Source organism: Pseudomonas sp. Marseille-QA0892 (assembly GCF_054950135.1).
In genome coordinates this window covers 2,542,610-2,567,749 of record NZ_CM143104.1, presented here as the reverse complement: position 1 = coordinate 2,567,749, position 25,140 = coordinate 2,542,610, and the positions used below count along the sequence as shown (strand labels likewise).

31 protein-coding genes are annotated in these 25,140 nt (G+C 59.0%); 24 read left to right on the top strand and 7 right to left on the bottom strand.

The genetic code is table 11. The features are described 5' to 3' along the window. The first annotated feature begins 9 nt into the window (after positions 1–9). The 12 genes from fabG (at position 10) to ACY8D3_RS11865 (ending at position 9,255) form a co-directional block, all read left to right on the top strand. Positions 10–750 (top strand): 3-oxoacyl-ACP reductase FabG, encoded by a 741-nt coding sequence (gene fabG / locus ACY8D3_RS11920; RefSeq protein ID WP_462378994.1) that lies wholly within the window; start codon positions 10–12, stop codon positions 748–750. 144 nt (positions 751–894) lie between these two features. After that, complete coding sequence (acpP, locus tag ACY8D3_RS11915) at positions 895–1,131, top strand: acyl carrier protein (RefSeq protein ID WP_003283670.1); 237 nt, start codon at positions 895–897, stop codon at positions 1,129–1,131. 240 nt (positions 1,132–1,371) lie between these two features. Next, on the top strand, positions 1,372–2,616 hold the full coding sequence (fabF, locus tag ACY8D3_RS11910; protein ID WP_462378993.1) for a beta-ketoacyl-ACP synthase II: 1,245 nt from the start codon (positions 1,372–1,374) through the stop codon (positions 2,614–2,616). Further along, a complete protein-coding gene (gene pabC / locus ACY8D3_RS11905; protein ID WP_462378992.1) occupies positions 2,616–3,437 on the top strand; it encodes an aminodeoxychorismate lyase in 822 nt (273 codons plus the stop codon). The genes fabF and pabC overlap by 1 nt, the downstream gene beginning before the upstream one ends. Next, entirely contained in the window at positions 3,434–4,495 is a 1,062-nt protein-coding gene (mltG, locus tag ACY8D3_RS11900; RefSeq protein ID WP_462378991.1) for an endolytic transglycosylase MltG, read from the top strand. Before pabC ends, mltG begins: the two co-directional genes overlap by 4 nt. Next, positions 4,492–5,124 carry a dTMP kinase gene (gene tmk, locus ACY8D3_RS11895; RefSeq protein WP_462378990.1) on the top strand — a complete coding sequence of 211 codons (633 nt, stop codon included), beginning with the start codon at positions 4,492–4,494 and terminating at the stop codon, positions 5,122–5,124. Before mltG ends, tmk begins: the two co-directional genes overlap by 4 nt. After that, positions 5,117–6,103: a DNA polymerase III subunit delta' gene (locus tag ACY8D3_RS11890; RefSeq protein ID WP_462378989.1), complete on the top strand. Its 987-nt coding sequence runs from the start codon at positions 5,117–5,119 to the stop codon at positions 6,101–6,103. Before tmk ends, ACY8D3_RS11890 begins: the two co-directional genes overlap by 8 nt. A 30-nt stretch (positions 6,104–6,133) precedes the next feature. Continuing rightward, positions 6,134–6,490 (top strand): PilZ domain-containing protein, encoded by a 357-nt coding sequence (locus ACY8D3_RS11885; RefSeq protein ID WP_462378988.1) that lies wholly within the window; start codon positions 6,134–6,136, stop codon positions 6,488–6,490. A 20-nt stretch (positions 6,491–6,510) separates the two neighbouring features. Beyond that, complete coding sequence (locus tag ACY8D3_RS11880) at positions 6,511–7,290, top strand: TatD family hydrolase (RefSeq protein ID WP_462378987.1); 780 nt, start codon at positions 6,511–6,513, stop codon at positions 7,288–7,290. 97 nt (positions 7,291–7,387) lie between these two features. Then, a complete protein-coding gene (locus tag ACY8D3_RS11875; RefSeq protein ID WP_462378986.1) occupies positions 7,388–8,011 on the top strand; it encodes a TetR/AcrR family transcriptional regulator in 624 nt (207 codons plus the stop codon). Between the two features lie 65 nt (positions 8,012–8,076). Then, positions 8,077–8,679: a DUF4823 domain-containing protein gene (locus ACY8D3_RS11870; protein ID WP_462378985.1), complete on the top strand. Its 603-nt coding sequence runs from the start codon at positions 8,077–8,079 to the stop codon at positions 8,677–8,679. A gap of 9 nt (positions 8,680–8,688) precedes the next feature. After that, positions 8,689–9,255 (top strand): DUF1285 domain-containing protein, encoded by a 567-nt coding sequence (locus ACY8D3_RS11865; protein ID WP_462378984.1) that lies wholly within the window; start codon positions 8,689–8,691, stop codon positions 9,253–9,255. A 49-nt stretch (positions 9,256–9,304) separates the two neighbouring features. Here the strand turns inward: ACY8D3_RS11865 and ACY8D3_RS11860 are convergent, their stop codons facing one another. Continuing rightward, on the bottom strand, positions 9,305–10,957 hold the full coding sequence (locus ACY8D3_RS11860) for an electron transfer flavoprotein-ubiquinone oxidoreductase (protein ID WP_462378983.1): 1,653 nt from the start codon (positions 10,955–10,957) through the stop codon (positions 9,305–9,307). 297 nt (positions 10,958–11,254) lie between these two features. On the opposite strand from ACY8D3_RS11860, the gene ACY8D3_RS11855 reads away from it, so the two are divergent. From ACY8D3_RS11855 to ACY8D3_RS11830, 6 genes are all read left to right on the top strand, one after another. Further along, positions 11,255–12,004 carry an electron transfer flavoprotein subunit beta/FixA family protein gene (locus tag ACY8D3_RS11855; RefSeq protein WP_462378982.1) on the top strand — a complete coding sequence of 250 codons (750 nt, stop codon included), beginning with the start codon at positions 11,255–11,257 and terminating at the stop codon, positions 12,002–12,004. After that, positions 12,004–12,933 (top strand): electron transfer flavoprotein subunit alpha/FixB family protein, encoded by a 930-nt coding sequence (locus ACY8D3_RS11850; protein WP_462378981.1) that lies wholly within the window; start codon positions 12,004–12,006, stop codon positions 12,931–12,933. The genes ACY8D3_RS11855 and ACY8D3_RS11850 overlap by 1 nt, the downstream gene beginning before the upstream one ends. A gap of 170 nt (positions 12,934–13,103) precedes the next feature. After that, positions 13,104–13,466, top strand: a complete 363-nt coding sequence (locus ACY8D3_RS11845) for a DUF4398 domain-containing protein (RefSeq protein ID WP_462378980.1) — start codon at positions 13,104–13,106, stop codon at positions 13,464–13,466. Then, complete coding sequence (locus ACY8D3_RS11840; protein WP_462378979.1) at positions 13,463–14,266, top strand: OmpA family protein; 804 nt, start codon at positions 13,463–13,465, stop codon at positions 14,264–14,266. The genes ACY8D3_RS11845 and ACY8D3_RS11840 overlap by 4 nt, the downstream gene beginning before the upstream one ends. A 129-nt stretch (positions 14,267–14,395) precedes the next feature. Then, positions 14,396–15,835 (top strand): aminotransferase-like domain-containing protein, encoded by a 1,440-nt coding sequence (locus ACY8D3_RS11835; protein WP_462378978.1) that lies wholly within the window; start codon positions 14,396–14,398, stop codon positions 15,833–15,835. A 102-nt stretch (positions 15,836–15,937) separates the two neighbouring features. Next, positions 15,938–16,486: a hypothetical protein gene (locus ACY8D3_RS11830; protein WP_462378977.1), complete on the top strand. Its 549-nt coding sequence runs from the start codon at positions 15,938–15,940 to the stop codon at positions 16,484–16,486. A 20-nt stretch (positions 16,487–16,506) separates the two neighbouring features. Here ACY8D3_RS11830 and ACY8D3_RS11825 read toward each other — a convergent pair whose 3' ends face one another. Both ACY8D3_RS11825 and ACY8D3_RS11820 read right to left on the bottom strand, forming a co-directional pair. Then, a complete protein-coding gene (locus tag ACY8D3_RS11825; RefSeq protein ID WP_462378976.1) occupies positions 16,507–16,674 on the bottom strand; it encodes a DUF2897 family protein in 168 nt (55 codons plus the stop codon). 61 nt (positions 16,675–16,735) lie between these two features. After that, positions 16,736–18,265, bottom strand: a complete 1,530-nt coding sequence (locus ACY8D3_RS11820) for a sigma-54-dependent transcriptional regulator (RefSeq protein ID WP_462378975.1) — start codon at positions 18,263–18,265, stop codon at positions 16,736–16,738. A 139-nt stretch (positions 18,266–18,404) separates the two neighbouring features. Here ACY8D3_RS11820 and ACY8D3_RS11815 point away from each other — a divergent pair, with 139 nt between their 5' ends. Next, positions 18,405–18,728, top strand: a complete 324-nt coding sequence (locus ACY8D3_RS11815; protein WP_462378974.1) for a thioredoxin family protein — start codon at positions 18,405–18,407, stop codon at positions 18,726–18,728. A 1-nt stretch (position 18,729) separates the two neighbouring features. Here the strand turns inward: ACY8D3_RS11815 and ACY8D3_RS11810 are convergent, their stop codons facing one another. After that, positions 18,730–18,963, bottom strand: coding sequence for a DUF3820 family protein (locus ACY8D3_RS11810; RefSeq protein WP_462378973.1), 234 nt, complete (start codon positions 18,961–18,963; stop codon positions 18,730–18,732). A 4-nt stretch (positions 18,964–18,967) separates the two neighbouring features. Beyond that, complete coding sequence (locus ACY8D3_RS11805; RefSeq protein ID WP_462378972.1) at positions 18,968–19,306, bottom strand: I78 family peptidase inhibitor; 339 nt, start codon at positions 19,304–19,306, stop codon at positions 18,968–18,970. A gap of 183 nt (positions 19,307–19,489) precedes the next feature. Between ACY8D3_RS11805 and ACY8D3_RS11800 the strand changes: the two genes are divergently transcribed. The 3 genes from ACY8D3_RS11800 to ACY8D3_RS11790 all read left to right on the top strand — a co-directional run bounded on the left by ACY8D3_RS11800 (position 19,490) and on the right by ACY8D3_RS11790 (position 23,528). After that, positions 19,490–20,416: an ABC transporter ATP-binding protein gene (locus tag ACY8D3_RS11800; protein ID WP_462378971.1), complete on the top strand. Its 927-nt coding sequence runs from the start codon at positions 19,490–19,492 to the stop codon at positions 20,414–20,416. Positions 20,417–20,420: 4 nt separating this feature from the next. Then, on the top strand, positions 20,421–21,182 hold the full coding sequence (locus tag ACY8D3_RS11795) for an ABC transporter permease (RefSeq protein ID WP_462378970.1): 762 nt from the start codon (positions 20,421–20,423) through the stop codon (positions 21,180–21,182). Between the two features lie 102 nt (positions 21,183–21,284). Beyond that, positions 21,285–23,528: a hybrid sensor histidine kinase/response regulator gene (locus tag ACY8D3_RS11790; protein WP_462378969.1), complete on the top strand. Its 2,244-nt coding sequence runs from the start codon at positions 21,285–21,287 to the stop codon at positions 23,526–23,528. Positions 23,529–23,562: 34 nt separating this feature from the next. Here the strand turns inward: ACY8D3_RS11790 and ACY8D3_RS11785 are convergent, their stop codons facing one another. Continuing rightward, complete coding sequence (locus ACY8D3_RS11785; protein WP_462384355.1) at positions 23,563–23,649, bottom strand: small membrane protein YohP; 87 nt, start codon at positions 23,647–23,649, stop codon at positions 23,563–23,565. A 95-nt stretch (positions 23,650–23,744) separates the two neighbouring features. After that, positions 23,745–24,170 (bottom strand): organic hydroperoxide resistance protein, encoded by a 426-nt coding sequence (locus ACY8D3_RS11780; protein WP_462378968.1) that lies wholly within the window; start codon positions 24,168–24,170, stop codon positions 23,745–23,747. Between the two features lie 249 nt (positions 24,171–24,419). Here ACY8D3_RS11780 and ACY8D3_RS11775 point away from each other — a divergent pair, with 249 nt between their 5' ends. Together ACY8D3_RS11775 and ACY8D3_RS11770 are read left to right on the top strand one after the other, a co-directional pair. Beyond that, the gene (locus ACY8D3_RS11775) at positions 24,420–24,722 is read left to right on the top strand and encodes a DUF2288 family protein (RefSeq protein WP_462378967.1); all 303 of its coding nucleotides are present in this window, start codon (positions 24,420–24,422) and stop codon (positions 24,720–24,722) included. A 39-nt stretch (positions 24,723–24,761) separates the two neighbouring features. Beyond that, positions 24,762–25,130, top strand: a complete 369-nt coding sequence (locus tag ACY8D3_RS11770; protein ID WP_462378966.1) for a DUF5064 family protein — start codon at positions 24,762–24,764, stop codon at positions 25,128–25,130. The last annotated feature ends 10 nt before the right edge of the window (positions 25,131–25,140 follow it).

Below are 25,140 nucleotides of genomic sequence, written 5' to 3'. Positions count from 1 at the left end.
GGGAACACTATGGAATTGCAAGGCAAAGTCGCCCTGGTCACGGGTGCGAGCCGCGGTATCGGACAAGCAATCGCGCTCGAGCTCGGCCGTAAGGGTGCCGTGGTGATCGGGACCGCGACATCCGATTCGGGCGCGGCTGCCATCGCCCAGACCCTCGAGCAGCATGGAATAAAAGGCGCCGGCATGACACTTGATGTGAGTCGTGACGACTCCGTTTCGGCCGTTCTCGAGCGTATTCAGAAGGAATTTGGCGCTCCTCTGATCCTGGTCAACAATGCCGGTATCACACGCGATAACCTGATGCTGCGCATGAAAGACGATGAATGGTTCAGCGTCATCGATACGAACCTGAATAGTATGTACCGCATGACCAAGGCTGTCCTTCGCGGCATGACCAAGGCACGCTGGGGTCGGATCGTCAATATCGGGTCAGTCGTTGGAGCCATGGGTAACGTTGGCCAGGCCAATTACGCGGCCGCCAAGGCAGGCGTAGAGGGTTATAGCCGCGCGCTTGCACGTGAGTTGGGCTCTCGTGCGGTAACGGTGAATACCGTTGCGCCCGGGTTTATCGATACCGACATGACCCGCGAGTTGGGCGAAGAGCATCGCGCACAGTTGCTGGCAGGCATCCCTCTGGATCGCCTCGGCCAGCCCGAGGAGATTGCAAAGGCCGTAGCCTTCCTGGCTTCGGATGACGCAGGTTACATCACAGGTGCTACCATACCGGTGAACGGTGGTTTGTATATGTGAATCAGCTTCCCCGTGTTGCGGGGACGATTGGTGTAGCCGAAGGCACGGTTGGTTCGATGGGGCTCAGCTTGAAAGTTGGAAAACCCTTTCTATACACTGCTGCCCCGGCTGCACGGATTTTTCCATTAGGAGTGAAAACAAGGTATGAGCACCATCGAAGAACGTGTCAAGAAGATCGTCGCCGAGCAATTGGGCGTCAAGGAAGAGGAAGTGACCAACAGCGCTTCCTTCGTTGAGGACCTGGGTGCCGACTCCCTTGATACCGTTGAGCTCGTGATGGCTCTGGAAGAGGAATTCGAGACCGAGATCCCGGACGAACAAGCCGAGAAGATCACCACTGTTCAGGAAGCTATCGATTACATCAACGCCCACGCGCAATGATGTAATCGTCGGATTCCCGACCGGTACAACCGCACTGCCTTGCCTTGCCAGGGCGTGCGGTTTTTTGTTTGGCGCGATCGGCCTCAGGCCCGCGTGGGTCGCTTACGCCTGTCGCATGTCTCGAGGCGGCCGGTAATTGATAAGATCACTTCTCGTACGTTCGTACTGACCGTCAAAGAGCCCAGGTGTTTCGTGTCGAGCTGAATCGCACCGGAACATGTGCTGATGAGGAGAGCATTTGTGTCGCGTAGACGCGTCGTAGTTACCGGCATGGGGATGGTTTCCCCGCTGGGTAATGATGTCGCCAGCACTTGGGCTGGCATCCTGGATGGTCGGAGTGGTATCGCCACCATCGAACACATGGACGTTTCGGCGTTCGCTACCCGCTTTGGAGGCTCGGTCAAGGGCTTCGATGTCGAGCAGTATCTGTCGGCGAAGGAAGCACGCAAGCTGGACCTGTTCATCCAGTACGGGCTCGCGGCTAGTTTTCAGGCCGTGGCTGATTCGGGTCTCGAAGTCACCGACGCAAACCGAGAGCGTATCGGTATTGCAATTGGTTCCGGGATTGGCGGGCTCACCAACATCGAGAATAACTGCAAGGCCCTGGCCGATCAGGGGCCGCGCCGTATCTCACCGTTCTTCGTACCCGGTTCGATCATTAATATGGTGTCCGGCTTCCTGTCGATCCACCTCGGGCTTCAGGGACCGAACTATTCGGTGGCGACCGCCTGCACGACCGGCACGCACAGTATCGGAATGGCAGCACGCAATATTGCCTATGGCGAAGCTGACGTGATGATCGCCGGCGGCTCGGAAATGGCTTCCTGTGGCTTGGGTATCGGCGGATTCGCTGCGGCTAGAGCGATGTCGACGCGCAACGACGACCCGGTCAAGGCAAGCCGCCCGTGGGACAAGGATCGTGATGGCTTCGTGCTCGGTGACGGGGCAGGCATCCTGGTGCTTGAGGAGCTCGAGCACGCGAAGGCGCGAGGCGCCAATATCCTGGCCGAACTCGTAGGCTTTGGCATGAGTGGCGACGCATTTCACATGACAGCACCACCGGAAGACGGTGCGGGTGCACGCCGCTGCATCAGCAATGCGCTGAAGGATGCGCAGCTGCCGCCTGATGCCATCCAGTACATCAACGCGCATGGTACCTCCACGCCAGCGGGTGACGTCGCGGAGGCGCGCGCCATCAAGGCCGTTTTCGAGGACCATGCCTATAAGCTGGCGGTAAGCTCGACCAAATCGATGACAGGTCATTTGCTGGGCGCTGCGGGCGCTGTCGAGGCCATCTTCAGTGTGCTTGCGCTGCGTGACCAGGTCGCACCGCCGACGATCAATCTGGACGAGCCAGGCGACGGTTGTGATCTGGACTTCGTACCGCATACTGCGAGGCAAATGCCGATCGAGGCCGTGCTGTCGAACTCGTTCGGTTTCGGCGGGACCAACGGCAGTCTGATTTTCCGGCGGTTCGCTGGCTAATGCTGACCTGGGTCGATGGCCTTGCTGTCGATCGGATCCCCGTCGGCGATCGAGGTCTTGCGTATGGGGACGGTTTGTTCGAAACCGTCCTTGTGCGCGATGGGCGCGCTACGCTAATGCAGCAGCACCTGGCGCGATTGCGCGCTGGATGCGAGCGGCTCTACCTGCCCTTCGATGTGGCGGCCATGCACGATGAGCTCAATCGCTTTGCACACGTGGTCGGGGAGGGCGTCATCAAGCTCACCTATACCCGCGGCGATGGAAAGCGGGGCTATGCGGTACCGATTCCCGCAACGCCTCGCCGTATACTTACGGCGTCACCGCTTCCCAGCTACCCGGCGCGCAATGCAGAGCAGGGGGTCGCGCTGTTTCCCTGCAATACACGCCTTGCGCACCAGCCAATGTTGGCGGGGCTCAAGCATCTCAACCGACTGGAGCAGGTGCTGGCACGTGCCGAGTGGTCCGACGAGCGATTCGCCGAGGGCCTCGTTCGAGATGCGGAAGGACTCGTCATAGAAGGTGTATTCACCAATCTCTTCATGGTTGAGGATGGCACGCTTGTAACGCCGTCGCTTTCCCGTTGTGGCGTCGAAGGCGTCATGCGTAACGCTCTGATCGATGCAGCGTCCGCATGCGGAATCCGCTGCGAGGTCCGTGAAATCTCGCTGGAGACCCTTTTGGCGGTTCAGGAAGTTTTCGTTTGCAACAGCGTGGTCGGGATATGGCCCGTTACGGAATTTAAGGGTAAACGATGGTCCGTAGGGCCACTGACCCGTAAAATGCAAGGCCTCTCTCACCAGTTGCTGGATACAGGCGCGTGATTCGAAAGCTGTTCAAGGTGTTTGTTGGGCTGTGTCTGTTGGTGATCGTTGGCATCGGACTGGTCGCCTGGAAACAGCACGCCATGCTTACCCAGCCGCTGCAGATTTCGGAAGAGCGGTTGTTGGACGTTCCCAAAGGTGCAACGCCCGGGGGGATTCTCCGTCAGCTCGAGGCGGACGACATCATCGGCGATGCGTTTCTGTTGAAACTGTACTGGCGATTCCGTCTCGCTGATCATTCGCTCCACACCGGTGAATACAGGCTCGTGCCAGGCCAGACCGTGGCAGATCTGTTCAGTGCCTGGCAGCGCGGGGAAGTGGTGCAATATACGTTGACGCTGGTTGAGGGATGGAGCTTTCGTCAGATTCGAGCGGCATTGGCGGCTCAGCCCAAGCTCGAACAAACCTTGGCTGGGCTCGATGACGCTGCCGTTATGGCGCGAGTCGGGCTTGAGGGGAAGCACCCCGAAGGCAGGTTTTTTCCGGACACCTACCGTTATGTTCGCGGCGTGAGCGATGCAGACATCCTGCGACAGGCGCAACAACGCCTCACGCGCATCCTAGAGGAAGAGTGGGCGCAGCGGGCTGAGAATCTGCCCTACAAGGATGCCTATGAAGCGCTCATCATGGCTTCGCTCATCGAGAAGGAAACCGGTGTACCGCAGGAGCGCGGTCAGATCGCAGGTGTCTTCGTTCGACGGCTAGCCAAAGGCATGCTCCTCCAGACCGACCCGACTGTCATCTATGGAATGGGAGAGCGTTATCAGGGACGGATCACGCGCGCTGATCTGCGTGCGCCGACGCCCTACAACACATACACCAATGCCGGGTTGCCGCCCACGCCAATCGCGGCCGTCGGACGGGAATCCATTCATGCGGCGCTTCACCCGGAACCGGGTGACAGCCTGTACTTCGTCGCGCGTGGTGATGGCAGCCATGTGTTCTCTGACACGCTGGATGCGCACAATCAGGCTGTTCGCGATTATCAGCTCAAGCGGCGCTCCGATTATCGATCAAGCCCGGCACCGGCGGCTTCTACCGAGGCAGATTCCGAATGAGTGGTTTGTTCATCACCCTGGAAGGCCCAGAGGGCGCTGGTAAAAGTACCAACCGGGAGTATCTCGCGGCACAACTGCGCGCCGTCGGCCTGACGGTCTGCCTTACCCGGGAGCCTGGCGGAACGCCGACCGCCGAACGTATTCGAGAAATTCTGCTTTCGCCGAGTGACGAACCTATGGCGGTCGACACTGAGCTTCTGCTGATGTTTGCCGCTCGTGCGCAGCATCTCGCTCGTGTCATCGAGCCTGCGCTTGCACGTGGGGAAATCGTGATCTGCGATCGGTTTACCGATGCGACCTACGCCTATCAAGGCGGAGGCCGTGGCGTACCTGTCGAGCGGATCGCCGCGCTGGAACAGTTTGTACAAGGTGACCGTGTACCAGACCTGACCCTGGTGTTCGATCTGCCGGTCGAGGTCGGATTGTCGCGTGCAGCCGCGCGAGGCCAGTTGGACCGTTTCGAGCAGGAAGGACAGGCGTTTTTCGAAGCTGTTCGGCAGTGTTACCTCCAACGCGCGTCGCTCGATTCGGATCGATATAGCGTGCTCGATGCTGCGCAGCCGCTTGCTGACGTCCAGCGGCACCTCGATACCCTCGTGCCAATGATCCGGGGGCGTCTACGTGCCTGATCTGCTGCCTTGGCAGGCCGCTACCTGGGCTAGCCTGGCGAGTCGCGAGCGGCATGCACATGCGTATCTGCTTCACGGCCCTGCCGGGATCGGAAAGCGCTTGTTTGCAGACCGTCTGATGGCATTGCTGCTCTGTCACAGCCCGGCAGATCGCCAGCCTTGTGGCCAGTGCAAATCCTGCCACCTTATTGCGGCAGGCACCCACCCTGATAATTTTGTCATCGAGCCGGAAGAGGAAGACAAGGCCATACGGGTTGATCAAGTCCGGGAACTCGTCGACTTCGTTGTGCAGACGGCTCAGCTCGGACGTCGAAAGGTTGTACTGCTTGAGCCTGCCGAGTCGATGAACCTGAACGCTGCAAATGCGTTGCTAAAAAGTCTTGAAGAGCCTTCTGGCGATACTGTGCTGATTCTCATCACTCATCAGCTCAGTCGACTGCTGCCGACAATCAAAAGTCGCTGTGTGCAGCAGGCATGCCCGGTGCCGAAGCCACACGAAGCCGCGCGGTGGCTACAAAGTGAGCTGGAAGAGTGTTCGGAAGGCCAGTGCCATGATCTTCTTTCCCTGGTCGGCGGTTCTCCTTTACGCGCGGCTGCTCTATACCGAGCGGGTGGGCTGGAGCAGCGAGCGGCCGTGGTGGAGGGCATCAAGAAAGTGCTCAAACAGCAGTCAACGCCGAGCCAGTTGGCGGAAAGCTGGAATGCCATACCGCTTATGCTGCTGTTCGACTGGTGCTGTGACTGGTGCCAGGCGATCCTCAGATTCCAGCTTACCCGCGACGAAGCGGAGCTGGGCGGCGAAGATATGGCAAAGGTCGTTCAATACCTTGGCGACAAGGCCCCGATGGAGCGCGTGTTGAGTCTACAGGAATGGCTCATTGCGCATCGCCAGAAGATATTGGGCAAGGCGAACCTGAACCGTGCCCTGCTTCTCGAAGCGCTTCTGGTCCAATGGGCAAGCCTGCCCCGCACGCGTTAACATGCGGTCACTGCATGTGTGGAAATTGCTATGAATCTGCCTCCCAATCTCGGGCCGCGTAACGGCATTCTGTCTTTGACGATAAAGGACAAGTCGGTGCTGTACGCCGCTTATATGCCGTTCGTTAAAAACGGCGGGTTGTTCATCCCGACCGCCAAGAACTATCGCCTTGGCGACGAAGTGTTCCTGCTGCTGAACCTGATGGATGAGCCGGACAAGATACCGGTTGCAGCAAAGGTCATCTGGGTGACTCCCAAGGGCGCGCAGGGGAACCGGGCTGCGGGTATAGGCGTCCAGTTCAGTGACGCCGATACGACCGCTCGGGACAAGATCGAGACCTATCTGGCCGGTGCTCTCCGGTCGGACCGCCCCACGCACACGATGTAATACGTTGGATACCTGTTCAGATGCTTGTCGACTCTCACTGTCATCTCGACAGACTTGATCTTTCCAAACATGACGGCTCGCTCGACAAGGCACTGGAAGCCGCTCGCGCCCGTGGCGTAGAGCGGTTTTTGTGTATCGGCGTAAGCGCAGGTAATGCCGAAGCTGTGAAAGGCATCGCTGATCAATACGCCGATGTCTTTTGCGCCGTCGGGGTCCACCCGTTGGACCTGACCGAGAGTAGAGACCAGCTATCTCGGGAGTGGCTCGTTGAAACGGCCAGCCACCCACGCGTCGCGGCAATCGGCGAAACGGGGCTCGACTATCACTATGATGCGGATTCTGCGCCGGCTCAGCAGGCTGCGTTCGCATTGCACCTGGATGTCGCCCGCGAAACGGGACTTCCTGTTGTGGTTCATACCCGAGAAGCACGTGCGGACACACTCGCCTTGCTTAGGGAAGCGGCGCTTCCAAATGCAGGTGTCCTGCACTGCTTTACCGAAGATTGGGACATGGCCAAGGCAGCGCTGGATATCGGCTTCTACATATCGCTCTCCGGCATTGTGACCTTCCGTAATGCCGACTCCCTGCGAGACGTGGCCCGCAAGGTACCCCACGATCGTCTGTTGGTAGAGACGGACTCTCCCTACCTGGCGCCCATCCCGCATCGGGGGAAGCCGAATCTACCTGAATATGTGCGCGACGTTGCCGAGTTCGTCGCGACGCTTCGTGGCGTCAGCTACGAGGCCTTCGCCGCTCAGACCGGGGAAAACTTCCGTAGGCTCTTCAGCAGGGCTGGCTAGTAGTTTCCTTGCTGGCGGGAATGGCGGCGGACATTTCGTGCGATTTGTGACTGATCGGGCATAATGAGCCCACATTCACAACGATCCCGTTCCTGCCATGCAGAAAGAATCCCGCAAGGTTCGTGAATTTCGTCGCCGCGAACAGGAAATACTGCAGATTGCCCTGGCACTTTTCCTTGAAAGGGGAGAAGACGCCGTTACCGTTGAGATGATCGCTGATGAAGTGGGCATCGGTAAGGGCACCATCTACAAGCACTTCAAATCCAAGGCCGAGATATACCTGCGGCTGATGCTTGATTATGAGCGTGAATTGAACGCGTTGTTGATGTCCAGTGAACTGGATAGGGACCGCGAAGCATTGTCGCGTGCCTATTTTGAATTCCGCATGCGCGACCCGCAGCGATACCTGCTCTTCGATCGGCTCGAGGAGAAGGTTGTAAAGGCTAACCAGGTGCCTGACCTGGTGGACGAGCTACATGGTATCCGTGCCTCTAATTTCGAACGGCTGACTCAGCTGATCGAAGGCCGAATCGACGAAGGCAAGCTCGAAGATGTCCCTCCATACTTCCATTACTGCGCCGCCTGGGCATTGGTGCATGGTGCCGTGGCGCTTCACCACTCGCCGTTTTGGCGCGAAGTGATCAAGGATCAGGAGGGATTTACCCAATTCCTCATGGACATTGGTGTCCGTATGGGAAATCGACGGCGCCGGGATTCTTGAAGGCTGGCGCAGAAGCTGCATCCTGCCTGCCCATTGGCAACAAACCGTCGTTTTAGGGAGCCCGTATGCGAAGCATCATTCTCGGTCTTGTCATCTTGGCCCTATCGGGATGCATGAGCGTCAGCGATATGGCGGAAGCCACCCGTGCACAGATGAGCGACGCCGGGCTGCTGGATCACGGCGAAATCAAACGCTCGGCCGGCTGGAGACTTCAGCCGGACTCGTTCATCTTTATTGCGCAGAGCCATTTCGCGCCGCCGGGCAGCCGATATCCCCGGCCGAACGTCGTGGCCGAGGAAGCCTTCAATGGCTTTGTGGAGTATTTCCCGATGGTGCGCCGGGCGCCTGCGCCAATCGGCCTTGAAGAAGCATTGGCGGGTGCCCGCGACGCCGGAGCGCACTACCTCTTGTACACAAGGTTCGCCAGTGCGGACGATCGTATCGGCACCTGGGATGAATGGGTGGATCAGGAAGCGGTCGATAGACTAGGTACCGATCGCGGTGTCGTTCAGTTGATGCTCATCGAGACCAGTACCCGGCACCTGATCGATTCGGCGCGTATCCGCAGCCGCGGCGGTTTGCTCACGCTATATGACAAGCGACCTGAAGATATCCTGGGGCCACCTCTGCGCGAATATGCACGCCGGCTCCTGGGGCTGGGTCGCTAGGAGATTGCCATGCACGAACCAGCCAAGACCGAAGACCTATTAGCCCATGTGCCTAACGGGAAGGGTTTGCCGCCCGTTCATACCTGGAACCCGCCTTTTTGTGGTGACATCGATATGCGTATCGCACGCGATGGCACGTGGTTCTATCTGGGGACACCTATAGGGCGTAAGCCGATGGTGCGGCTATTCTCGACCATCATTCGTCGCGACGGGGATCGGTATTTTCTGGTCACCCCGGTCGAGAAGGTTGGCATCTCAGTCGACGACGCACCCTTCGTGGCGGTGGATGTGCATGTCGATGGCTCAGGTGAGCAGCAGGTTCTAACCTTTATCACGAACGTGGAAGACCAGGTAACGGCCGGCGCCGATCACGCGATCCGTGTGGAGCAGGCAGACCTTACAGGTGAGCCGTCCCCGTATCTCCACGTTCGCGCTAATCTGGAAGCGTTGATCCACCGTAACGTATTTTATCGGCTCGTTGAGTTGGCCGTACCCCAAGATATCGACGGGGAATGCTGGCTAGGGGTCTGGAGTGGTGGCTGTTTCTTCCCGGTCGGTCGCATGCCGGCCGAGTGAGTCGGCACCCTATGGAAAAGGGCCCCTGCGGGCCCTTTTCTCGTTTACATCACATGTTGGGATAGTTAGGCCCGCCGGTTCCCTCGGGGGCAACCCATGTAATGTTCTGCGCAGGATCTTTGATGTCGCACGTTTTACAGTGCACGCAGTTCTGTGCGTTGATCTGGAAACGCTTGCTGCCATCGTCGTTGGCAACCACTTCATACACGCCTGCCGGGCAGTAACGCTGTGCGGGCTCGTCGTAAAGCGGCAGGTTGCGCTCGATCGGTATGCTCGGGTCGGTCAGCTTCAGATGGACAGGCTGATCCTCCTCATGGTTAGTGTTGGAGAGGAACACCGATGAAAGTTTGTCGAAGCTGATCACTCCATCGGGCTTCGGATACTCGATACGTGTGGCCTCGCTCGCCTTCTTCAGCGTTTCGTGGTCTTTGCTTACGTCATGAAGCGTGAAGGGTAGCTTGCCACCGAACAGGTTATGCTCGACGAAGCTGAAGGCAGGCCCCATTACCGGACCGAACTTGTGCATGGCGGGGCCAAAGTTGCGGGTCGCGTACAGCTCCTGATAGAGCCAGCTGGCCTTGAAGCCATCGACATAGCCCGCAAGCTCATCACCCTCACGGCCAGCCGCTAACGCTTCCACGATGGCGTCGGCAGCCAGCATCCCGGACTTCATGGCCGTATGGCTGCCCTTGATCTTGGCCGCATTCAGTGTGCCGAGATCGCAGCCCACCAAAGCGCCGCCCGGGAAAACCATTTTCGGCAGGGAATTGAAGCCGCCCTTTACCAAGGCGCGGGCGCCGTAGGAGATACGCTTTCCGCCCTCTAGATACTGACGGACCACCGGATGATGCTTGTACCGCTGGAACTCGTCGAATGGCGAAAGGAACGGGTTGCTATAGGCAAGATCGACGATCAGGCCGACTACGACCTGATTGTTCTCAAGGTGGTAGAGGAACGAGCCACCTGGGTTTTCCTTGTTCAGAGGCCAGCCGGAGGTATGAATGACCAACCCTTGCTCGTGCTTGGCTGGGTCAATCTCCCACAGTTCCTTGATACCGATACCGTAGTGCTGAGGATCGGCCTCGGACGCGAGGTTGTAGCGCTTGCCAAGTTGTTTGCCTATATGGCCACGGCAGCCTTCGGCAAACAGCGTGTATTTGGCTCGAAGTTCCATTCCAGGCGTGTAGACGCCTTGCTTCGGGTTACCTTCGCGATCGACACCCATGTCACCGGTGACGATGCCTTTTACAACCCCATTCTCGTCAATCAGCGCTTCCTGGGCGGCGAATCCGGGATAGATCTCGACGCCGAGGCCTTCAGCCTGCTGCGCCAGCCAGCGGCACAGGTTGCCGAGGGAAATGATGTAGTTTCCCTCGTTGTGCATGGGTTTCGGAACGAAGAAGTTCGGCACCTTGGTGGCTGAATCGGCGTCCTTGAGCAGATAGATATCGTCGCGCTTCACTGGGGTGTTCAGTGGAGCGCCCAGCTCTTTCCAGTTCGGGAACAGTTCATCGAGCGCTCGGGGTTCGAATACGGCGCCCGACAGAATGTGAGCGCCGACTTCGGAACCTTTTTCGACCACGCAGACACTGATGTCCTGGTTGTTTTCGGCAGCTTTCTGTTTGAGGCGGCATGCGGCGGACAGGCCCGAGGGCCCAGCACCGACGATGACCACGTCGAATTCCATGTATTCGCGTTCCACGAACGGTCTCCTCAGGCTTTATTGATTAATGTGGCCGGTCCGTGGCCCTTTAAAGTGGTGCATTATATAGAGGCAGAAAAAAGGGTCCAATACGAACGTTTGTTTGAATTTCATGGGCCCTGTTAGAGTAGATGGCAGGAGCAGGTTGGGAGCCGTTCTTATTGACCGTGCCTGACACGGCGTTCAACATGACGCGTCCCTTGCACCCCCGATTTCGGCAGTCGGTTCCGGCCGATCTGCAAGGCCCGCGAAGGCCAGGCCCGCGGACTTCATTCACCGGAAGATAATGAGGAATCCATGAAGGTTCTTGTAGCTGTCAAACGCGTGGTCGACTACAACGTGAAAGTTCGCGTGAAGGCGGATAATTCCGGTGTCGATCTCGCCAACGTCAAGATGTCGATGAACCCGTTCTGCGAGATCGCTGTAGAAGAGGCGGTTCGCCTCAAGGAAAAAGGCATCGCCAGTGAGATCGTCGTGGTATCCATCGGGCCGAGCCAGGCGCAGGAGCAGCTCCGCACCGCGTTGGCGCTAGGCGCAGACCGCGGCATCCTGGTTGAATCGGCCGAGGAAGTTACCTCGCTTGGCGTAGCCAAGGTACTGAAGGCAGTTGTCGAGAAAGAGCAGCCACAATTGGTCATCCTGGGCAAGCAATCCATCGACACCGACAACAACCAGACCGGCCAGATGCTCGGTGCGTTGACCGGCATGCCTCAGGGAACGTTCGCTTCCAAGGTCGAAGTGGAAGGCGAGTCACTGAAAGTCACTCGCGAAATCGACGGCGGCCTGCAGACCGTAGCGCTCAAGCTTCCTGCGATCGTCACGACCGATCTGCGTCTCAATGAGCCGCGTTACGCATCGTTGCCGAATATCATGAAGGCCAAGAAGAAGCCGCTTGAGACGCTGTCTCCGGACGCGCTCGGCGTCAGCCTGACATCCACTGTGAAGACGCTGAAAGTTGAAGCGCCTGCCGCCCGCAGCGCCGGTGTAAAGGTGGGCTCCGTGGCGGAACTGGTTGAAAAGCTGAAGAACGAAGCGAAGGTGATCTGATGACTGTCCTGGTAATTGCAGAACATACGAACGGTGCGCTGGTACCTGCAACGCTGAACACCGTAGCGGCAGCTCAGAAAATTGGCGGCGATATTCATGTGCTGGTTGCAGGCGAGGGCGTTGGTGCCGTAGCCGAAGCGGCAGCTCGTATCGCAGGCGTAAGCAAGGTTCGAGTTGCAGACGATGCAGCATACGCCCACCAGCTTCCTGAAAACCTCGGCACGCTGATCGCTGGCCTCGGCAGTGAGTACAGCCACATCCTGGCTGCCGCGACTACCAACGGCAAGAACTACATGCCGCGCGTTGCTGCACAGCTGGATGTCGACCAGCTCTCCGAGATCATCGCCGTAGAGAGCGCTGACACCTTCAAGCGCCCAATCTATGCGGGCAACGCGATCGCGACCGTTCAGTCCACCGCGCCGGTCAAGGTCGTTACCGTCCGTACCACTGGCTTTGACGCAGTCGCGGCCGAAGGCGGCTCCGCGGCCATCGAACCGGTTTCGGGTACTGGCGATGCGGGCACGTCCAGCTTCGTTGGCGAAGAACTGGCTAAGTCCGATCGCCCTGAGCTGGCGGGTGCCAAGATCGTCGTTTCTGGTGGTCGTGGCATGCAGAACGGTGACAACTTCAGCCACCTGTATTCGCTCGCAGACAAGCTTGGCGCTGCCGTCGGTGCCTCGCGCGCTGCTGTCGACGCCGGCTTCGTCCCGAACGACATGCAAGTTGGCCAAACAGGCAAGATCGTCGCGCCGCAGCTTTATATTGCGGTGGGTATCTCGGGTGCCATCCAGCACCTGGCCGGCATGAAGGACTCGAAGGTTATCGTTGCGATCAACAAGGACGAAGAGGCGCCGATCTTCCAAGTCGCCGATTATGGCCTGGTCGCGGACCTCTTCGAAGCGATTCCGGAGCTCGAGAAGTCGCTCTAACCGACGCTGCTTCGCAAGGAAAAGCGATTGCCGAAAGGCAGTCGCTTTTTTTATGGCCAGCCGGGAGCCCATGTCGCTTTCGTCAAAACGGCGCTATCGTTGTGGTGTTGATCGCCGGTGTCCCGCCGGTATGCCGCCCAGGATGTGTTCATAGAGTTGGAGGATCGTTCTTGTCGCCTACGCATCTAATCAGGCTCGCCGTACTCTGCGTCCCGCTCTATCTCGGCGGCTGTGCTACGGAGCCGACGCCGGATGTGCATCTGTCGCTTGCCCAGCAGGCAATAGCGCACGCCGACGCTGCGGTAGCAGGCGGAGAATCCGATCGACTCACCCTCGCACGGGAGAAGTTTGCCCAGGCACAGCAGCATGTCGTTTCGGATGACTTTCTCGGAGCGCGTTTCCTGGCGGAGCAGGCTGCGGTAGACGCGCGCGTTGCCGAGCTGCAGGCGCTTGTCCAGTCCGAACACAAGCAGAGCAGCCATTTACGCAAACAGATCGCGGCCGCTCGCCAAGAACTGGAGGCACTGCAATGAGGGTGCGTCTCAGCGCAGCAGCGCTCGGCATCATGTGCCTCTGCGGATGTGCAGGGCCGGGCTTTGATTCGCAGGCTCTGGACGAGGCGCGTGTACGCGTCGCTGGCGTGGAGCAGAATGCTGCGGTCCAGCGCGCCGCGCATCTTGAAGTCGAGCGGGCCGTGGCGGCTCTGGCACAAGCTGAGGCGGCCAGTCGTAACTGGCGTCAGCATGGAGACGTCGCGCATCTTGCCTATCTGAGCAAGGCGCAAAGCGATGTAGCGCTGGCACAGACACGTCTCGTGGAGGTGCAGGCGCGGAACGCCTCCCTGACCCGCGAGCTGGCGAGAGTTCAGCACGCCGTTGACCAAGCGAGACTGGCCCACCGGCACAATGAGGCGGCTGGGGACGACTTCTATGAGCTATCTGACTCAGATACCGATACGGACAAGGAGCTGGTGATCACGCTCGGTGACACCGTGTTCGACTCCGGCAGTACGGATCTGAATCCGGATGCGAGTCCTCTTCTCGTCCGGCTCGCACGTTTTCTAGACTTGGAGCCAACACGTCGCATCCGCATCGAAGGGTACACGGATAATGTCGGTACGCCGGGCGATAACCTTGCACTGTCCCAAGTACGGGCGCAGGTTGTCGCCGATACACTGGCGGACCTGGGTGTAGACGCATCACGTATTGAGGTAACGGGATTCGGGGATGCCTATCCCGTGGCTGAGAACACGTCCGAAGAGGGTCGTGCCCAGAATCGCCGTGTGGAGATCGTGCTTTCTGACAGCGAAGGCAGGCTCGGGTCATCCCACTGACCCGGCATCACGCGGCGACCGTCCCGTAACGATCCAATCGACGTATCGTTGAACTTGGGCCTATTCTGTACCGGTGCAATTGGCGCGTATGCGCTACTGTATCGGTTCTACGGATCAGGATATCCCAGGATGACGAGTTTGTTGCTTTATCAGCAGATCGCGCAGCAATTGGCCGATGACATTCGTCGCGGCGTCTATCAGCCTGGGGAGCGCGTTCCCTCCGTACGGAAGATGAGCGCACAGCTTGGTGTCAGTCATGCGACCGTGTTGCAGGCCTACGCCAACCTTGAGGACCGTGGGCTCATCCAAGCACGGCCGCAATCAGGGTACTACGTTCGCCAGACACCGTCGCTGACCGCGGCGACGCCTGCCATTGCGAAGGTCGAGCGGCCAACACTGGTGACACGTGGGAGCATCATTCAACAGGTCCTGACCGAGACTCGGCGTGAGGGCGTTTACCCACTCGGTGCGGCGGTTCCGCATGTGGACTACCTGCCAGTGCGGACATTGCACCAACACTTGGCGAAGGTGACCCGTTTCCAAAGTCCTCGCGCTTTCAGCTATATGTTCAGTCCGGGGTATGAGCCGTTGCGCCGACAGGTCGCGATCCGGATGCGCGACGCGGGAGTGGCTGTCGATCCGTCGGCTGTCGTGGTTACACATGGCTGCGTCGAAGCGCTACAAATGTCACTTCGGGTGCTCACCGAGCCGGGCGATCTCATTGCCGCTGAGTCGCCTACCTATTACGGGCTTCTCCAATTGGCCGATCTGCTTGGCCTGAAGGTTATCGAGATCCCGAGCGACCCGATCAATGGGATCAGTCTGGAAGCCTTGCAGCTTGCCGCCAGCCAATGGCCGATAAAAGCGCTCGTGCTCATGTCACGGCTGAGCAACCCGCTCGGAAGCACGATCCCGCCCGAGCGACAGAAGCAGTTGCTGAGGCTGGCGACGGACTTTGACATCCGTATCGTTGAGGACGACATCTATGGCGAGCTGATGTTTGAGCAAGGCAAGAGCAAGGCCCTCAAAGCATACGATCGCGAAGGCCGCGTTATCTATTGTTCGAGCTTTTCGAAGACGCTGTCACCTGGGTTGAGGGTGGGCTGGATTGTCGCTGGGCCTTACCAGCCGCAGATCGAGCGGCTGCAAACATTCACCACGCATTCAGCCTGCAGCCTGACGCAAATGGCAGTTGCCTCCTATCTCGAGAACGGGGGGTACGATCGACATCTGCGCTACATACGCCAAGAGTATCGAAAAAACCTCAGCGCCTATCAGCTCGGGGTGCAGCAGTATTTCCCCGAGGGCACGCAAATCAGTCGCCCCAAGGGAGGCTTCATCCTTTGGGTTAGTCTGCCGGTTCGGGCCAATACCAAGGAAATGCATGCGCGCGCATTGCAGCAAGGCGTTAGCATCGCGCCGGGCATCATCTTCAGCAACACCGAACAGTTCAATCATTGCATTCGCATCAACTGCGGTATTGCCTGGAATGCAGAATCCGAGCGCGCACTAATGACGCTGGGACTACTGGCCCACCAGCTTTGCCAGGAATATGCGGGCGCCGCCTGACATGACCGCTCGTACGGTTCGATAGAACGGACCGGACGGGGTCGTTGCCAAACGGTGATGAGGTTTGAACCTCACCGTGAGGCAGGCGAAAGAGATAGCAACATGATGCGTAGATGGTGTGTTCTGAGCGTGTTGTGTGTGCTGGCGGCGTGCAAGCCAGAAGAGTCGACTCGGCCTGAAAAACCGGCCGAGCCCGCCAAGGCCGATCATTCGATCCCCAAGGTCACCACGTCGACCGAGATTGGCAAGCCGCTGGTAGCGCCTTTGAACCCACCGCCAGCGCCAGCCTACGTTCCCGAGGTGCCTGAGCTCGCGCTTCCAGAAATGGCGGACGCGGGCAATATGGCAGCAGTCGAAGAGACGAAGCCGGTTGCGCCAGCGAATAAGCCGACTATAAAGATCGTCAAGGCCAAGCCGAAGCCTGCGCCCTCCATCAAGGACGAACTGCCTGCTGCCAAGCTGGATATGACGTTACCCGAAGAGCTCATCAAGGTTGTCGAACCGGACGCCGAGCAGACAGCAGATGCTTCCATACTGCCGCCCCTGTTCGGACCGCGAGATTCCTCGTTCAGCCTTAACGGCAGGATCCTGAAGCCTGAGCGGCAGGAGGACGCAGACGGTGCGGAAATTCAGTTCGAATTCCGGCGCTAGCCATTCAGGGTGTGTCAGCGCTATCGATCCTTGGCGTCTTCAGCGTCGATCCGGGCGTTGCGCTCCTTGATGCGCTTCAGCTGGTCGTCACTGAGCGGAAGGCGTTTGGCCGAATCCTTGAGCATCAGCAAACCACCTAGGATCGAGCCAAGCGCCAGGGCCAGAATCAGCCAACCGTACCAGGGCATGGTGCGTTCTCCATTGTCGTGATGCTTATTGGACGCCATTGGAGCGCTGCCGGTTCGATGCTCACTTTGAAGCAGGAATACCGTATTTCCGCAGACGATGCGCGATCGCGGTATGGGATGTCTTGAGTCGAGCCGCCAGCTGCCGTGTCGATGGGTAGCTTGTGTAGAGCCGTTCCAGCAGGGCGCGCTCGCAGGCCGCTACCGCGTCTTCCAGACTGTCTACTTCACCATCGCTGCTGCGGGCAACCTCGGTGCGTGCGATGTCCAGATGCTGGATATCGATCACCGAGGTTTCGTTGATGGCCGCTGCGCGGAACAGCACATTCTGCAATTGGCGTACGTTTCCAGGCCAACGATTGCTCAGCAATGCGGAGTAGGTGCTGGGAGATAGGCGGCAGGGCGGGCGTTGGATCTGCGCGCAGGCTTGCGCCATGAAGTGGCGGGCCAGTAGCAGGATGTCCTGGCCTCGGTCGCGAAGTGGCGGCACTTCCAGCGAGAGTACATTGAGCCGATAGTACAGGTCCTCGCGGAAGGCGCCTTCGTCCACCATCTTCTCCAGGTTACGGTGGGTTGCGCCAAGAATGCGAACATCCACCTTTACCTCTCGGTCACCACCGACACGCCTGAACGACCCATCATTGAAGAAGCGCAGCAGCTTGGCTTGAAGGTAGGGCGACATCTCGCCGATTTCATCGAGAAAAACTGAGCCTTTGTCCGCCAGCTCGAGCAGGCCGGGCTTTCCACCTCGTTGGGCGCCGGTAAACGCACCTGGCGCGTAGCCGAAGAGTTCACTCTCAGCGAGATTTTCGGGAAGGGCGGCACAATTCAGGGCCAGGAAGGGCGCGTTTCTTCGGCTGCTGGAGGTGTGGCATGCGCGCGCGACCAACTCCTTGCCCGTACCGGTTTCGCCGAGAATCAGGAGAGGAGCGTCCAGAACCGCAACCCGCTGCGCGCGGGCCTTGAGATTGCGCATCGAGGGGGAGTCGCCCAAGAGTGACTCAAAACCTTCGGCATGGTCGTGGTGCAGGGCCGCCAACCGCTCTCCAATTCGACTGGGTGCGTAGAGCATCAACAAACCGCCTGCAAGTGCGGAGCGGGCATCGTGCGTTTCGATGGGCTGCGCATCGAGCAACAACGATTGGCCGTCCAGCGTCACCTCGCGCAGTGGCAACCGGAACGCGTGTGCAATCAGTGCTTGCTGCAGTGTCTCGTCGCCAAAAAGCTCCGTCAGCGTACGATCGGTGGGGTCCTGCTGGCACAGCGATGCGAAGGCCGGGTTAGCGAGCAGCACACGAGCATTTCGGTCGACGGCCAGGACAGGGTCGGTCATTGCCGCAAGCAGCGCGTCCAGCTGAAGGCGATGCCGTTGTCCTGGAAGAATATCGACGACGTCCACGGCCTTCACGCCGTGAATTCGCAGTAGTGCGACACGGAGCTCGTCCAATACCTGGTCATCCAGCGTGGGCGCATCGATATAGACGTTGGGCGGCACCATTTCGACGGCGTCGAGGTTCAGGTTTCGCCCGCCCAGCAGGGCCAGGACTTCCTGTGTGATGCCTACGCGGTCGGTGAAGGTGACGTGGATACGCATGGAAACTTCGGCGGCTCAGGGCAAGCACGGTAGTATGCCCGTTCCACTACGGCCTGGTCATCGCCGATGTAGCGGTTGGTCGGCACTGGCGCCCTCCGTAGGTGGTCCTATGAGGACCCTTCAATTGTGGGAGTCTTTCATGCCTTTCGTTCGAGAATACATTAGCGACCAACCAACTCAGGCGGATATCGACGCCTTGTCCGGCTCGACTGTGCTGGAGTTTGGTACCCAGTGGTGTGGGTATTGCCAGGGCGCGCAGCGCGCCATCGAAGAGGCCATGAGTGGATATCCCGATGTCCGCCATATCAAGGTAGAAGACGGCAAGGGCCGCCCGCTCGGGCGTGGCTACAAGGTCAAGCTCTGGCCCACGCTGATCTTTCTGAAGGATGGCATTGAACAGGCCCGGGCTGTTCGTCCTGCGCGGGTAGACGAAGTCAGCCAGGGCCTTGAACGGATCCGCTGATTCAGGTCTTGAAGGGCGATGGTCTTGCTGTTCGAAGGGGATCGAGCAACGGTTTGAGGCCGTTGTGATCGATCTCCTGCATCAGGGCAAGAAGCCGACCGATCTCGCCCGGCGGGAACCCGGAACGAGCGAACCAGTTCAGGTAGTGGCCCGGCAGGTCGGCAAGTATCCGGCCCTTGTACTTACCGAACGGCATGGTACGGGTCACCAGGAGCTGAAGGTCTTCCGGTTTCAAGGTATCAGCCGCACGACGCACGTTGAGCGACGCCCGCGGCGTCAGTGTCCAGGTTCAGGCGCGTCGAGTCGTAGTCCATCGTCATTGCGTCGCCTGGACGCAGCACGCGAACGTTACCCGCTCCAGTCGTACGCTGCGCCTGCTCCACAAGTGCCTCGCTGATTGGCTTGCCTGCAAAGGCCTGCGCCGCCGTGCTGTCACAACGGCCATCGGCCGGAACAGTGGAAGAGGTGGAAGACGACGCAGGCGAAGCCGAAGAAGACGAGGGCGCGTCGGTGGTACTGCAGGCCGTGGCGAAGGTCGCCATGGCCACGATTATCAATGCATTAGCACGAGCAGGCATGGTGGCTCCTGAAATAGGGGGAATGTCACCTTATCAGTTCGGCAGTGCCCGACGCACCAGTCAAACGCTAGTGATCAACGATCCTGACACGTCGCGCGGCCCACGCCCGACGGTGGTGCCGGGAAAGGTGGAATACCCAGGCGGGCGATCTACAATGGCGAGTTTTTTACACGAGGAGCATCTGTGCAGCCAGTCATCTCGATTCAGGGGCTCGACAAGACCTACGCCTCCGGCCATACGGCCTTGAAGACGATCGACCTTGATATTCGCAAGGGGGAGATCTTCGCATTGCTTGGCCCTAATGGCGCAGGCAAGACGACGCTGATCAGCATCATCTGCGGGATAGTCAACCCCGGTAAAGGCAAGGTGTTGGTCGGGGGGCACGACATCGTTCACGACTATCGTGCAGCTCGCAGCAAGATAGGTCTGGTACCTCAGGAACTCTTCAACGAAGGGTTCGAGAGCGTCATGGCTACGGTCAAGTTCAGCCGTGGACTTTTTGGAAAACCGGCAAATCCAGCGTATCTCGAGCAGTTGCTGAAGGATCTGTCTCTTTGGGAAAAGCGCGATGCTCGGATCTTCGAGTTGTCAGGCGGGATGAAGCGCCGAGTGATGATCGCGAAAGCGCTCTCTCATGAGCCGGAAATTCTTTTCCTGGACGAGCCCACTGCGGGTGTCGACGTGGAGCTGCGGCGCAACATGTGGACGATGGTCCACAAGCTTCGGGAGCGTGGGGTGACGATTATCCTGACGACGCACTACATCGAAGAGGCAGAGGAGATGGCGGATCGCATCGGTGTGATTCGTAAGGGCGAGATCATCCTGGTTGAAGACAAAGCGACGCTGATGCGCAAGCTGGGCAAGAAGCAGTTGACGCTGCACTTGCAGTCCCCGCTGGCTGCGCTGCCGCCCGCGCTTGTCAGGGACGACCTGCAGCTCAAGGATGACGGTTATACGCTGGTTTACAGCTTCGACGCCCAGCAGGACGACGAAGGGATCGCGCCCTTGCTGCAAACCCTTTCGGCACACGGAATCGCCTTCAAGGATCTGCAATCAAGCGAAAGCTCGCTGGAAGACATTTTCGTCAGCCTCGTGTCGGAGGCACGGTAACGCCATGAATTTCTACGCCATTCGCGCCATTTACCTCTTTGAACTCGCACGCACCTGGCGCACGCTGCTGCAGAGTATCGCCACGCCCGTCATCACAACGTCGCTTTACTTTGTGGTGTTCGGATCCGCCATTGGCTCCAGCATGAATCAGGTCCACGGGATCAGCTATGGTGCGTTCATCGTGCCTGGTCTGATCATGCTGGCCCTGCTGACTGAGAGCATCTCCAATGCCTCCTTCGGTATCTACATGCCAAAGTACTCCGGGACGATCTACGAGGTGCTTTCCGCACCGATCTCGTACCTAGAGATCGTCATTGGCTACGTTGGGGCTGCTGCGACCAAGTCGGTCATCCTGGGTATCATCATCCTGCTCACGGCCAGGCTGTTCGTGGACTTCGAGATCCTGCATCCCGTTTGGATGATCGGCTTCCTGCTGCTGACGGCCATTACATTCAGCCTGTTCGGTTTCATCATTGGTATCTGGGCCGATGGCTGGGAAAAGCTGCAGATCGTGCCTGCTCTGGTTGTAACGCCGCTGACATTCCTGGGTGGCAGCTTCTACTCGATCAGCATGCTCCCGGAGGTATGGCAGAAAATCACGCTGTTCAATCCCGTCGTCTACCTTATCAGCGGCTTCCGGTGGGCGTTCTACGGCGTGTCGGACGTCAATGTCGTGATCAGCCTGGCAATGACGCTTGGCTTCCTGGCTGTGTGCATCATTCTGGTGGCCTGGATCTTCCGCACGGGCTACCGCCTCAAGAGCTGAAAACCGCGTAACTCGCGCCTGTAAAATCGCCGGGACGCTTCGCTTGGCGACTGATACTCTGGCCGCACCTCGTTCGCGACCTTACGTATCGGTAGCCCCATCGTGTCGATTCGCTCTCGGCTCATTCTTCTGGTCCTCGCTGTCCTGGCGCCGACCTTCCTTGCCTCGATCCTCGCAGTTCGGTTCGTTTACCAGCAGCAGCTGGAGCGGATCGAGCAGGGCATGCGGGAAGCCACGCGAGCGCTCGCGATCGGCGTAGACCGAGAGCTGGCGCGCCGGGATGCGATCATTACCACCCTGGCGTCTTCCCCCGAACTCAGGGCAGGGAATCTGGAAGCCTTCTACGATCAGGCCCGTGAGGTGGCGCAGGATGTGGACAGTGCTATCAGCCTGTATGACGCTGAGGGCAACCGGCTGATTAACACGCGTCGTCCATTTACCGAAGGTGGCGCTGGGGTAAGCATCTTCGACGCCAGTGCGCCCGCAGAAACCGACACGCTGCTACCCGTCAGTAATCTCTACCGGTCCTCAACCGGTCACCAGTACAGCTTTTCGGTGCGCCGTCCGGTATTGGTGGACGGCGCGATTCGTTACTACATCTCGCTCAGCTCGTATGCCAGTCAGATGGTCCGCATCCTGCTCGACCAGCGCCTGCCGGAATCGTGGTTCGGGCTCGTGATCGATCGGCAGGAACAGGTGGTCGCACGAAACAATGCGGATTCCCGGTTCGTTGGCCAGCGCCTTGAAAGATCGGTGCATGGCGAGGGGCGCAGCCCAGAGGGTTTCCGCGAATCCTTTTCGATGGAAGGTATTCCACTGCTTTCTTTCTACAGCCAGGCCCCCGAATCCGGGTGGACCGTGCTGATTGGTATGCCACAGAGCGAGATCAGGCGTAGCACGCTGCACGCCGTCGTGCTGTTCGGCACCGGGCTACTGCTGCTGTTGGGCGTTGCCCTTGCGCTGGCGTTCTGGGTGGGGCGTCGAATCAGCACGCCGCTGCGTATGCTGGACGAATCCGCTCAGGCCATGGGGCGTGGCGAGGTGGTCGAGCCCTTCTCGACGGGCCTGACTGAAACCGACCGTACGGCCGAAGTGCTCTCCCAGGCGAGCCGCCAGATTCACGAGTCCAACCAGCTGCTCGAGCTGCGCGTTAGCGAGGCCGTGGCTCAGGCAGAGCGTTCACTGAAGGCCCTGCAGCAAGGCCAGAAGTTGGAAGCGTTAGGCCGGCTCACCGGGGGCATCGCTCACGACTTCAACAATCTCCTGCAAACCTTGACCACTGGTCTGCAATTAGCTGGTATGACCGCGACGGACCCGCGCGCCCAGAAGGCTATTGACGCGTGCAACCGTTCCGTTTTGCGCGGTACGAAGCTGACACGTCAGCTCATGGCATTTGGGCGGCACAAGGCCGAGGAGATGACCGCTGTCGACCTCAGGGAGCTGTTGTTGGGTATGGGTGAGCTGCTTGAGGGCGCGCTTCCCAGTCGCATTCGGCTTCAGCTCGACCTTCCGGATGAGTGCTACCCCGTGCAGGTCGATCCTCTGCAATGCGAGCTCGCGGTTCTCAACCTGGTCTTCAATGCCCGTGATGCAATGGCCGGGAGCGGCGAGATCCGCATTTCCCTGGTGCCCAGTGACGCTGACTGCACAGGCTTCGGAACCGAGAAGCCGTCGGCGGGTTATATGCAGCTCTCGGTGTCCGATACAGGTCCCGGAATGGCGGAAGATGTGCAGCAGCGGGCATTCGAGCCGTTCTTTACCACCAAGCCGGTAGGCGAGGGGACGGGGCTGGGGCTGGCCCAGGTCTATGGTTTCGCGAAGCAGTCGGGCGGCTGCATTCATCTGCACAGCCGGCCTGGAGAAGGTTGTACCGTTGTCCTGCTACTTCCTGCAAAGCACGTGAAACCAGTGGCACTGCAAGAGGTGGAAGCACCGGTATCACGGCCTAAGCACAGCGCTCGGCTCCTTGTCGCAGACGACGATCCACTGGTGCGCGAGGTCATCGTGCCGATGCTTACCGAGCTTGGCTTTCAACTGACCGTCTGTTCCAGCGGTGATGAAGCGATCGAACGCTACGAGGACAGTCTGGATGAAAGAGGGCGGTCACGGACATTCGATCTGGTGTTCTCCGATATCGTTATGCCCGGCCGGCTTGACGGTATCGGTCTGGCAGCCGCGATACGCCGGCTCACACCTGAGATGCCGGTCTTGTTGGCTACAGGGTTCAGTGAACGAATGCCTCAGGATTATGGAGTTCCTGTGCTACCCAAGCCTTATACGGTCGAGTCGCTTGTGGCGGCATTGGAAGCAGAGTTGAAGCGGGGAGAGGGGACGCAGGAAGCGTAGGGTGAGCAGGCGGACCGCTCACCCCCGAGCGGCCTCAGAAAAGCAGCTTGAATATCCCGATAACCACGAGCAAGCCGATGATGAAGATAATACCGACCGTACCGCCTAGAAATTTGAGCATCGTCCGTTCCTCCAATTAGCGTGTAATCATGTGACTGCACGGCTGCATCGGAGGTTCGGTTTCAATCAATCCGGGCCGATGGCCGCGCGCTGTGTTCAGGCAAGTGTCAGCTTCACATCGATATTACCGCGGGTCGCGTTCGAGTACGGGCACACGACGTGGGCTTTCTCAATCAGCTGCTGAGCTTCCTCCCGATCCATACCGGGTGCAGTGATCTTGAGTTCGACCTCGATACCAAAACCGGTCGGAATCGCACCTATACCGACAGTACCCTCGATCGACGTGTCAGCAGGCAAGGAGTGCTTGTCACGCGCTGCGACGAACTTCATGGCGCCCAGGAAGCACGCCGAATAGCCAGCCGCGAACAATTGCTCAGGGTTAGTGCCTTTGCCGCCTGCTCCGCCTAGCGCCTTAGGCGTAGTCAGGGAGACATCGAGGATGCCATCGGATGACACAGCGCGGCCTTCACGACCACCAAAAGCCTCGGCAGAGGCGCGGTAAAGAACGTTTTCGATCGACATAACGAGCTCCAGGGAGGTTGAGGATGGTGATTACGGATAATAAGTTATTGCACAAACTATTTGTGCGCAAGCTATTTTTGAAGAATGACAGTAAAACCGTGCTTCGGCCTCATGGGTCGTCTCGGGGGAGATAACTACCGATGAACGGATCCATGTCAATGTAAGTGTCCGCTACGGTCTCTAGACTGGACGTGGTTCTCGATGCAGTGAGTGGCACCGTAGAATGCGGCTTTTTGCCGGAGGGCAGGCGTGAACGAAAACCCGCTTTATCTCAAACTGCTGGGCGAGACTGCACAGATCACCTGGGCTGAATTGGAACCGTTCTTCGCACGCGGTTCGCTGATGTGGGTCGAGCCGGCTGAAGATCTCGTCGGTATCGCGCTGGGCATCGCCGAAAATCGCGCGCGCGACGTGGAAGCTTGGCTTGGTAGTGGCGCGCTACGGAAGATGGATGTCGATACCGCGAGGCGGCTTTCCGAAGGCAGCGACGCGTTGTGGGCTGTGGTCGTCGCGCCCTGGGTGCTCGTACAGGCACGCCGTTTGGGAGAGTGAATAAACGAATCGCGCGTTCAGCACGTGAGAGGAGGCGAAATGTTCGAACCGGGACATCTACATTTAAAGCAGCTACCGGGCCTACAGGGTCGTCACGCTTATACATTGGATATCTACTACGGCATTCGCCATGACATCAGCGAAGGCGACATGCTGACCATACGTATCGTAGGAGATGTGGACGGAAGCGCCTTCGAAGAGGCATTCGAGCTGCACCGTGACTCGGCATTCGACTTCGCAAGTATCGCGACCCATCGCGTGGCCAAGCATGGGCTAACGCCGTCAAACGGTCTCGTTATGAAGAATCACGCCGAGTACGACCTGATGTTTGCGGATATCCGCGAACGTCTGCACCTTGAGCCAGGCGAGCCGATTGATTTCGACCACGCCATCCACGACGGGCTATGACCGGCTCGTG

What these genes read in the sequence shown, in the direction of transcription:
- fabG (WP_462378994.1), top strand. Translation starts at nt 10, where the DNA reads ATGGAATTGCAAGGCAAAGTCGCCCTGGTCACGGGTGCGAGCCGCGGT.
- acpP (WP_003283670.1), top strand. Translation starts at nt 895, where the DNA reads ATGAGCACCATCGAAGAACGTGTCAAGAAGATCGTCGCCGAGCAATTG.
- pabC (WP_462378992.1), top strand. Translation starts at nt 2,616, where the DNA reads ATGCTGACCTGGGTCGATGGCCTTGCTGTCGATCGGATCCCCGTCGGC.
- tmk (WP_462378990.1), top strand. Translation starts at nt 4,492, where the DNA reads ATGAGTGGTTTGTTCATCACCCTGGAAGGCCCAGAGGGCGCTGGTAAA.
- ACY8D3_RS11885 (WP_462378988.1), top strand. Translation starts at nt 6,134, where the DNA reads ATGAATCTGCCTCCCAATCTCGGGCCGCGTAACGGCATTCTGTCTTTG.
- ACY8D3_RS11880 (WP_462378987.1), top strand. Translation starts at nt 6,511, where the DNA reads ATGCTTGTCGACTCTCACTGTCATCTCGACAGACTTGATCTTTCCAAA.
- ACY8D3_RS11875 (WP_462378986.1), top strand. Translation starts at nt 7,388, where the DNA reads ATGCAGAAAGAATCCCGCAAGGTTCGTGAATTTCGTCGCCGCGAACAG.
- ACY8D3_RS11870 (WP_462378985.1), top strand. Translation starts at nt 8,077, where the DNA reads ATGCGAAGCATCATTCTCGGTCTTGTCATCTTGGCCCTATCGGGATGC.
- ACY8D3_RS11865 (WP_462378984.1), top strand. Translation starts at nt 8,689, where the DNA reads ATGCACGAACCAGCCAAGACCGAAGACCTATTAGCCCATGTGCCTAAC.
- ACY8D3_RS11855 (WP_462378982.1), top strand. Translation starts at nt 11,255, where the DNA reads ATGAAGGTTCTTGTAGCTGTCAAACGCGTGGTCGACTACAACGTGAAA.
- ACY8D3_RS11850 (WP_462378981.1), top strand. Translation starts at nt 12,004, where the DNA reads ATGACTGTCCTGGTAATTGCAGAACATACGAACGGTGCGCTGGTACCT.
- ACY8D3_RS11840 (WP_462378979.1), top strand. Translation starts at nt 13,463, where the DNA reads ATGAGGGTGCGTCTCAGCGCAGCAGCGCTCGGCATCATGTGCCTCTGC.
- ACY8D3_RS11835 (WP_462378978.1), top strand. Translation starts at nt 14,396, where the DNA reads ATGACGAGTTTGTTGCTTTATCAGCAGATCGCGCAGCAATTGGCCGAT.
- ACY8D3_RS11830 (WP_462378977.1), top strand. Translation starts at nt 15,938, where the DNA reads ATGATGCGTAGATGGTGTGTTCTGAGCGTGTTGTGTGTGCTGGCGGCG.
- ACY8D3_RS11825 (WP_462378976.1), bottom strand. Translation starts at nt 16,674, where the DNA reads ATGCCCTGGTACGGTTGGCTGATTCTGGCCCTGGCGCTTGGCTCGATC.
- ACY8D3_RS11820 (WP_462378975.1), bottom strand. Translation starts at nt 18,265, where the DNA reads ATGCGTATCCACGTCACCTTCACCGACCGCGTAGGCATCACACAGGAA.
- ACY8D3_RS11815 (WP_462378974.1), top strand. Translation starts at nt 18,405, where the DNA reads ATGCCTTTCGTTCGAGAATACATTAGCGACCAACCAACTCAGGCGGAT.
- ACY8D3_RS11805 (WP_462378972.1), bottom strand. Translation starts at nt 19,306, where the DNA reads ATGCCTGCTCGTGCTAATGCATTGATAATCGTGGCCATGGCGACCTTC.
- ACY8D3_RS11795 (WP_462378970.1), top strand. Translation starts at nt 20,421, where the DNA reads ATGAATTTCTACGCCATTCGCGCCATTTACCTCTTTGAACTCGCACGC.
- ACY8D3_RS11785 (WP_462384355.1), bottom strand. Translation starts at nt 23,649, where the DNA reads ATGCTCAAATTTCTAGGCGGTACGGTCGGTATTATCTTCATCATCGGC.
- ACY8D3_RS11780 (WP_462378968.1), bottom strand. Translation starts at nt 24,170, where the DNA reads ATGTCGATCGAAAACGTTCTTTACCGCGCCTCTGCCGAGGCTTTTGGT.
- ACY8D3_RS11770 (WP_462378966.1), top strand. Translation starts at nt 24,762, where the DNA reads ATGTTCGAACCGGGACATCTACATTTAAAGCAGCTACCGGGCCTACAG.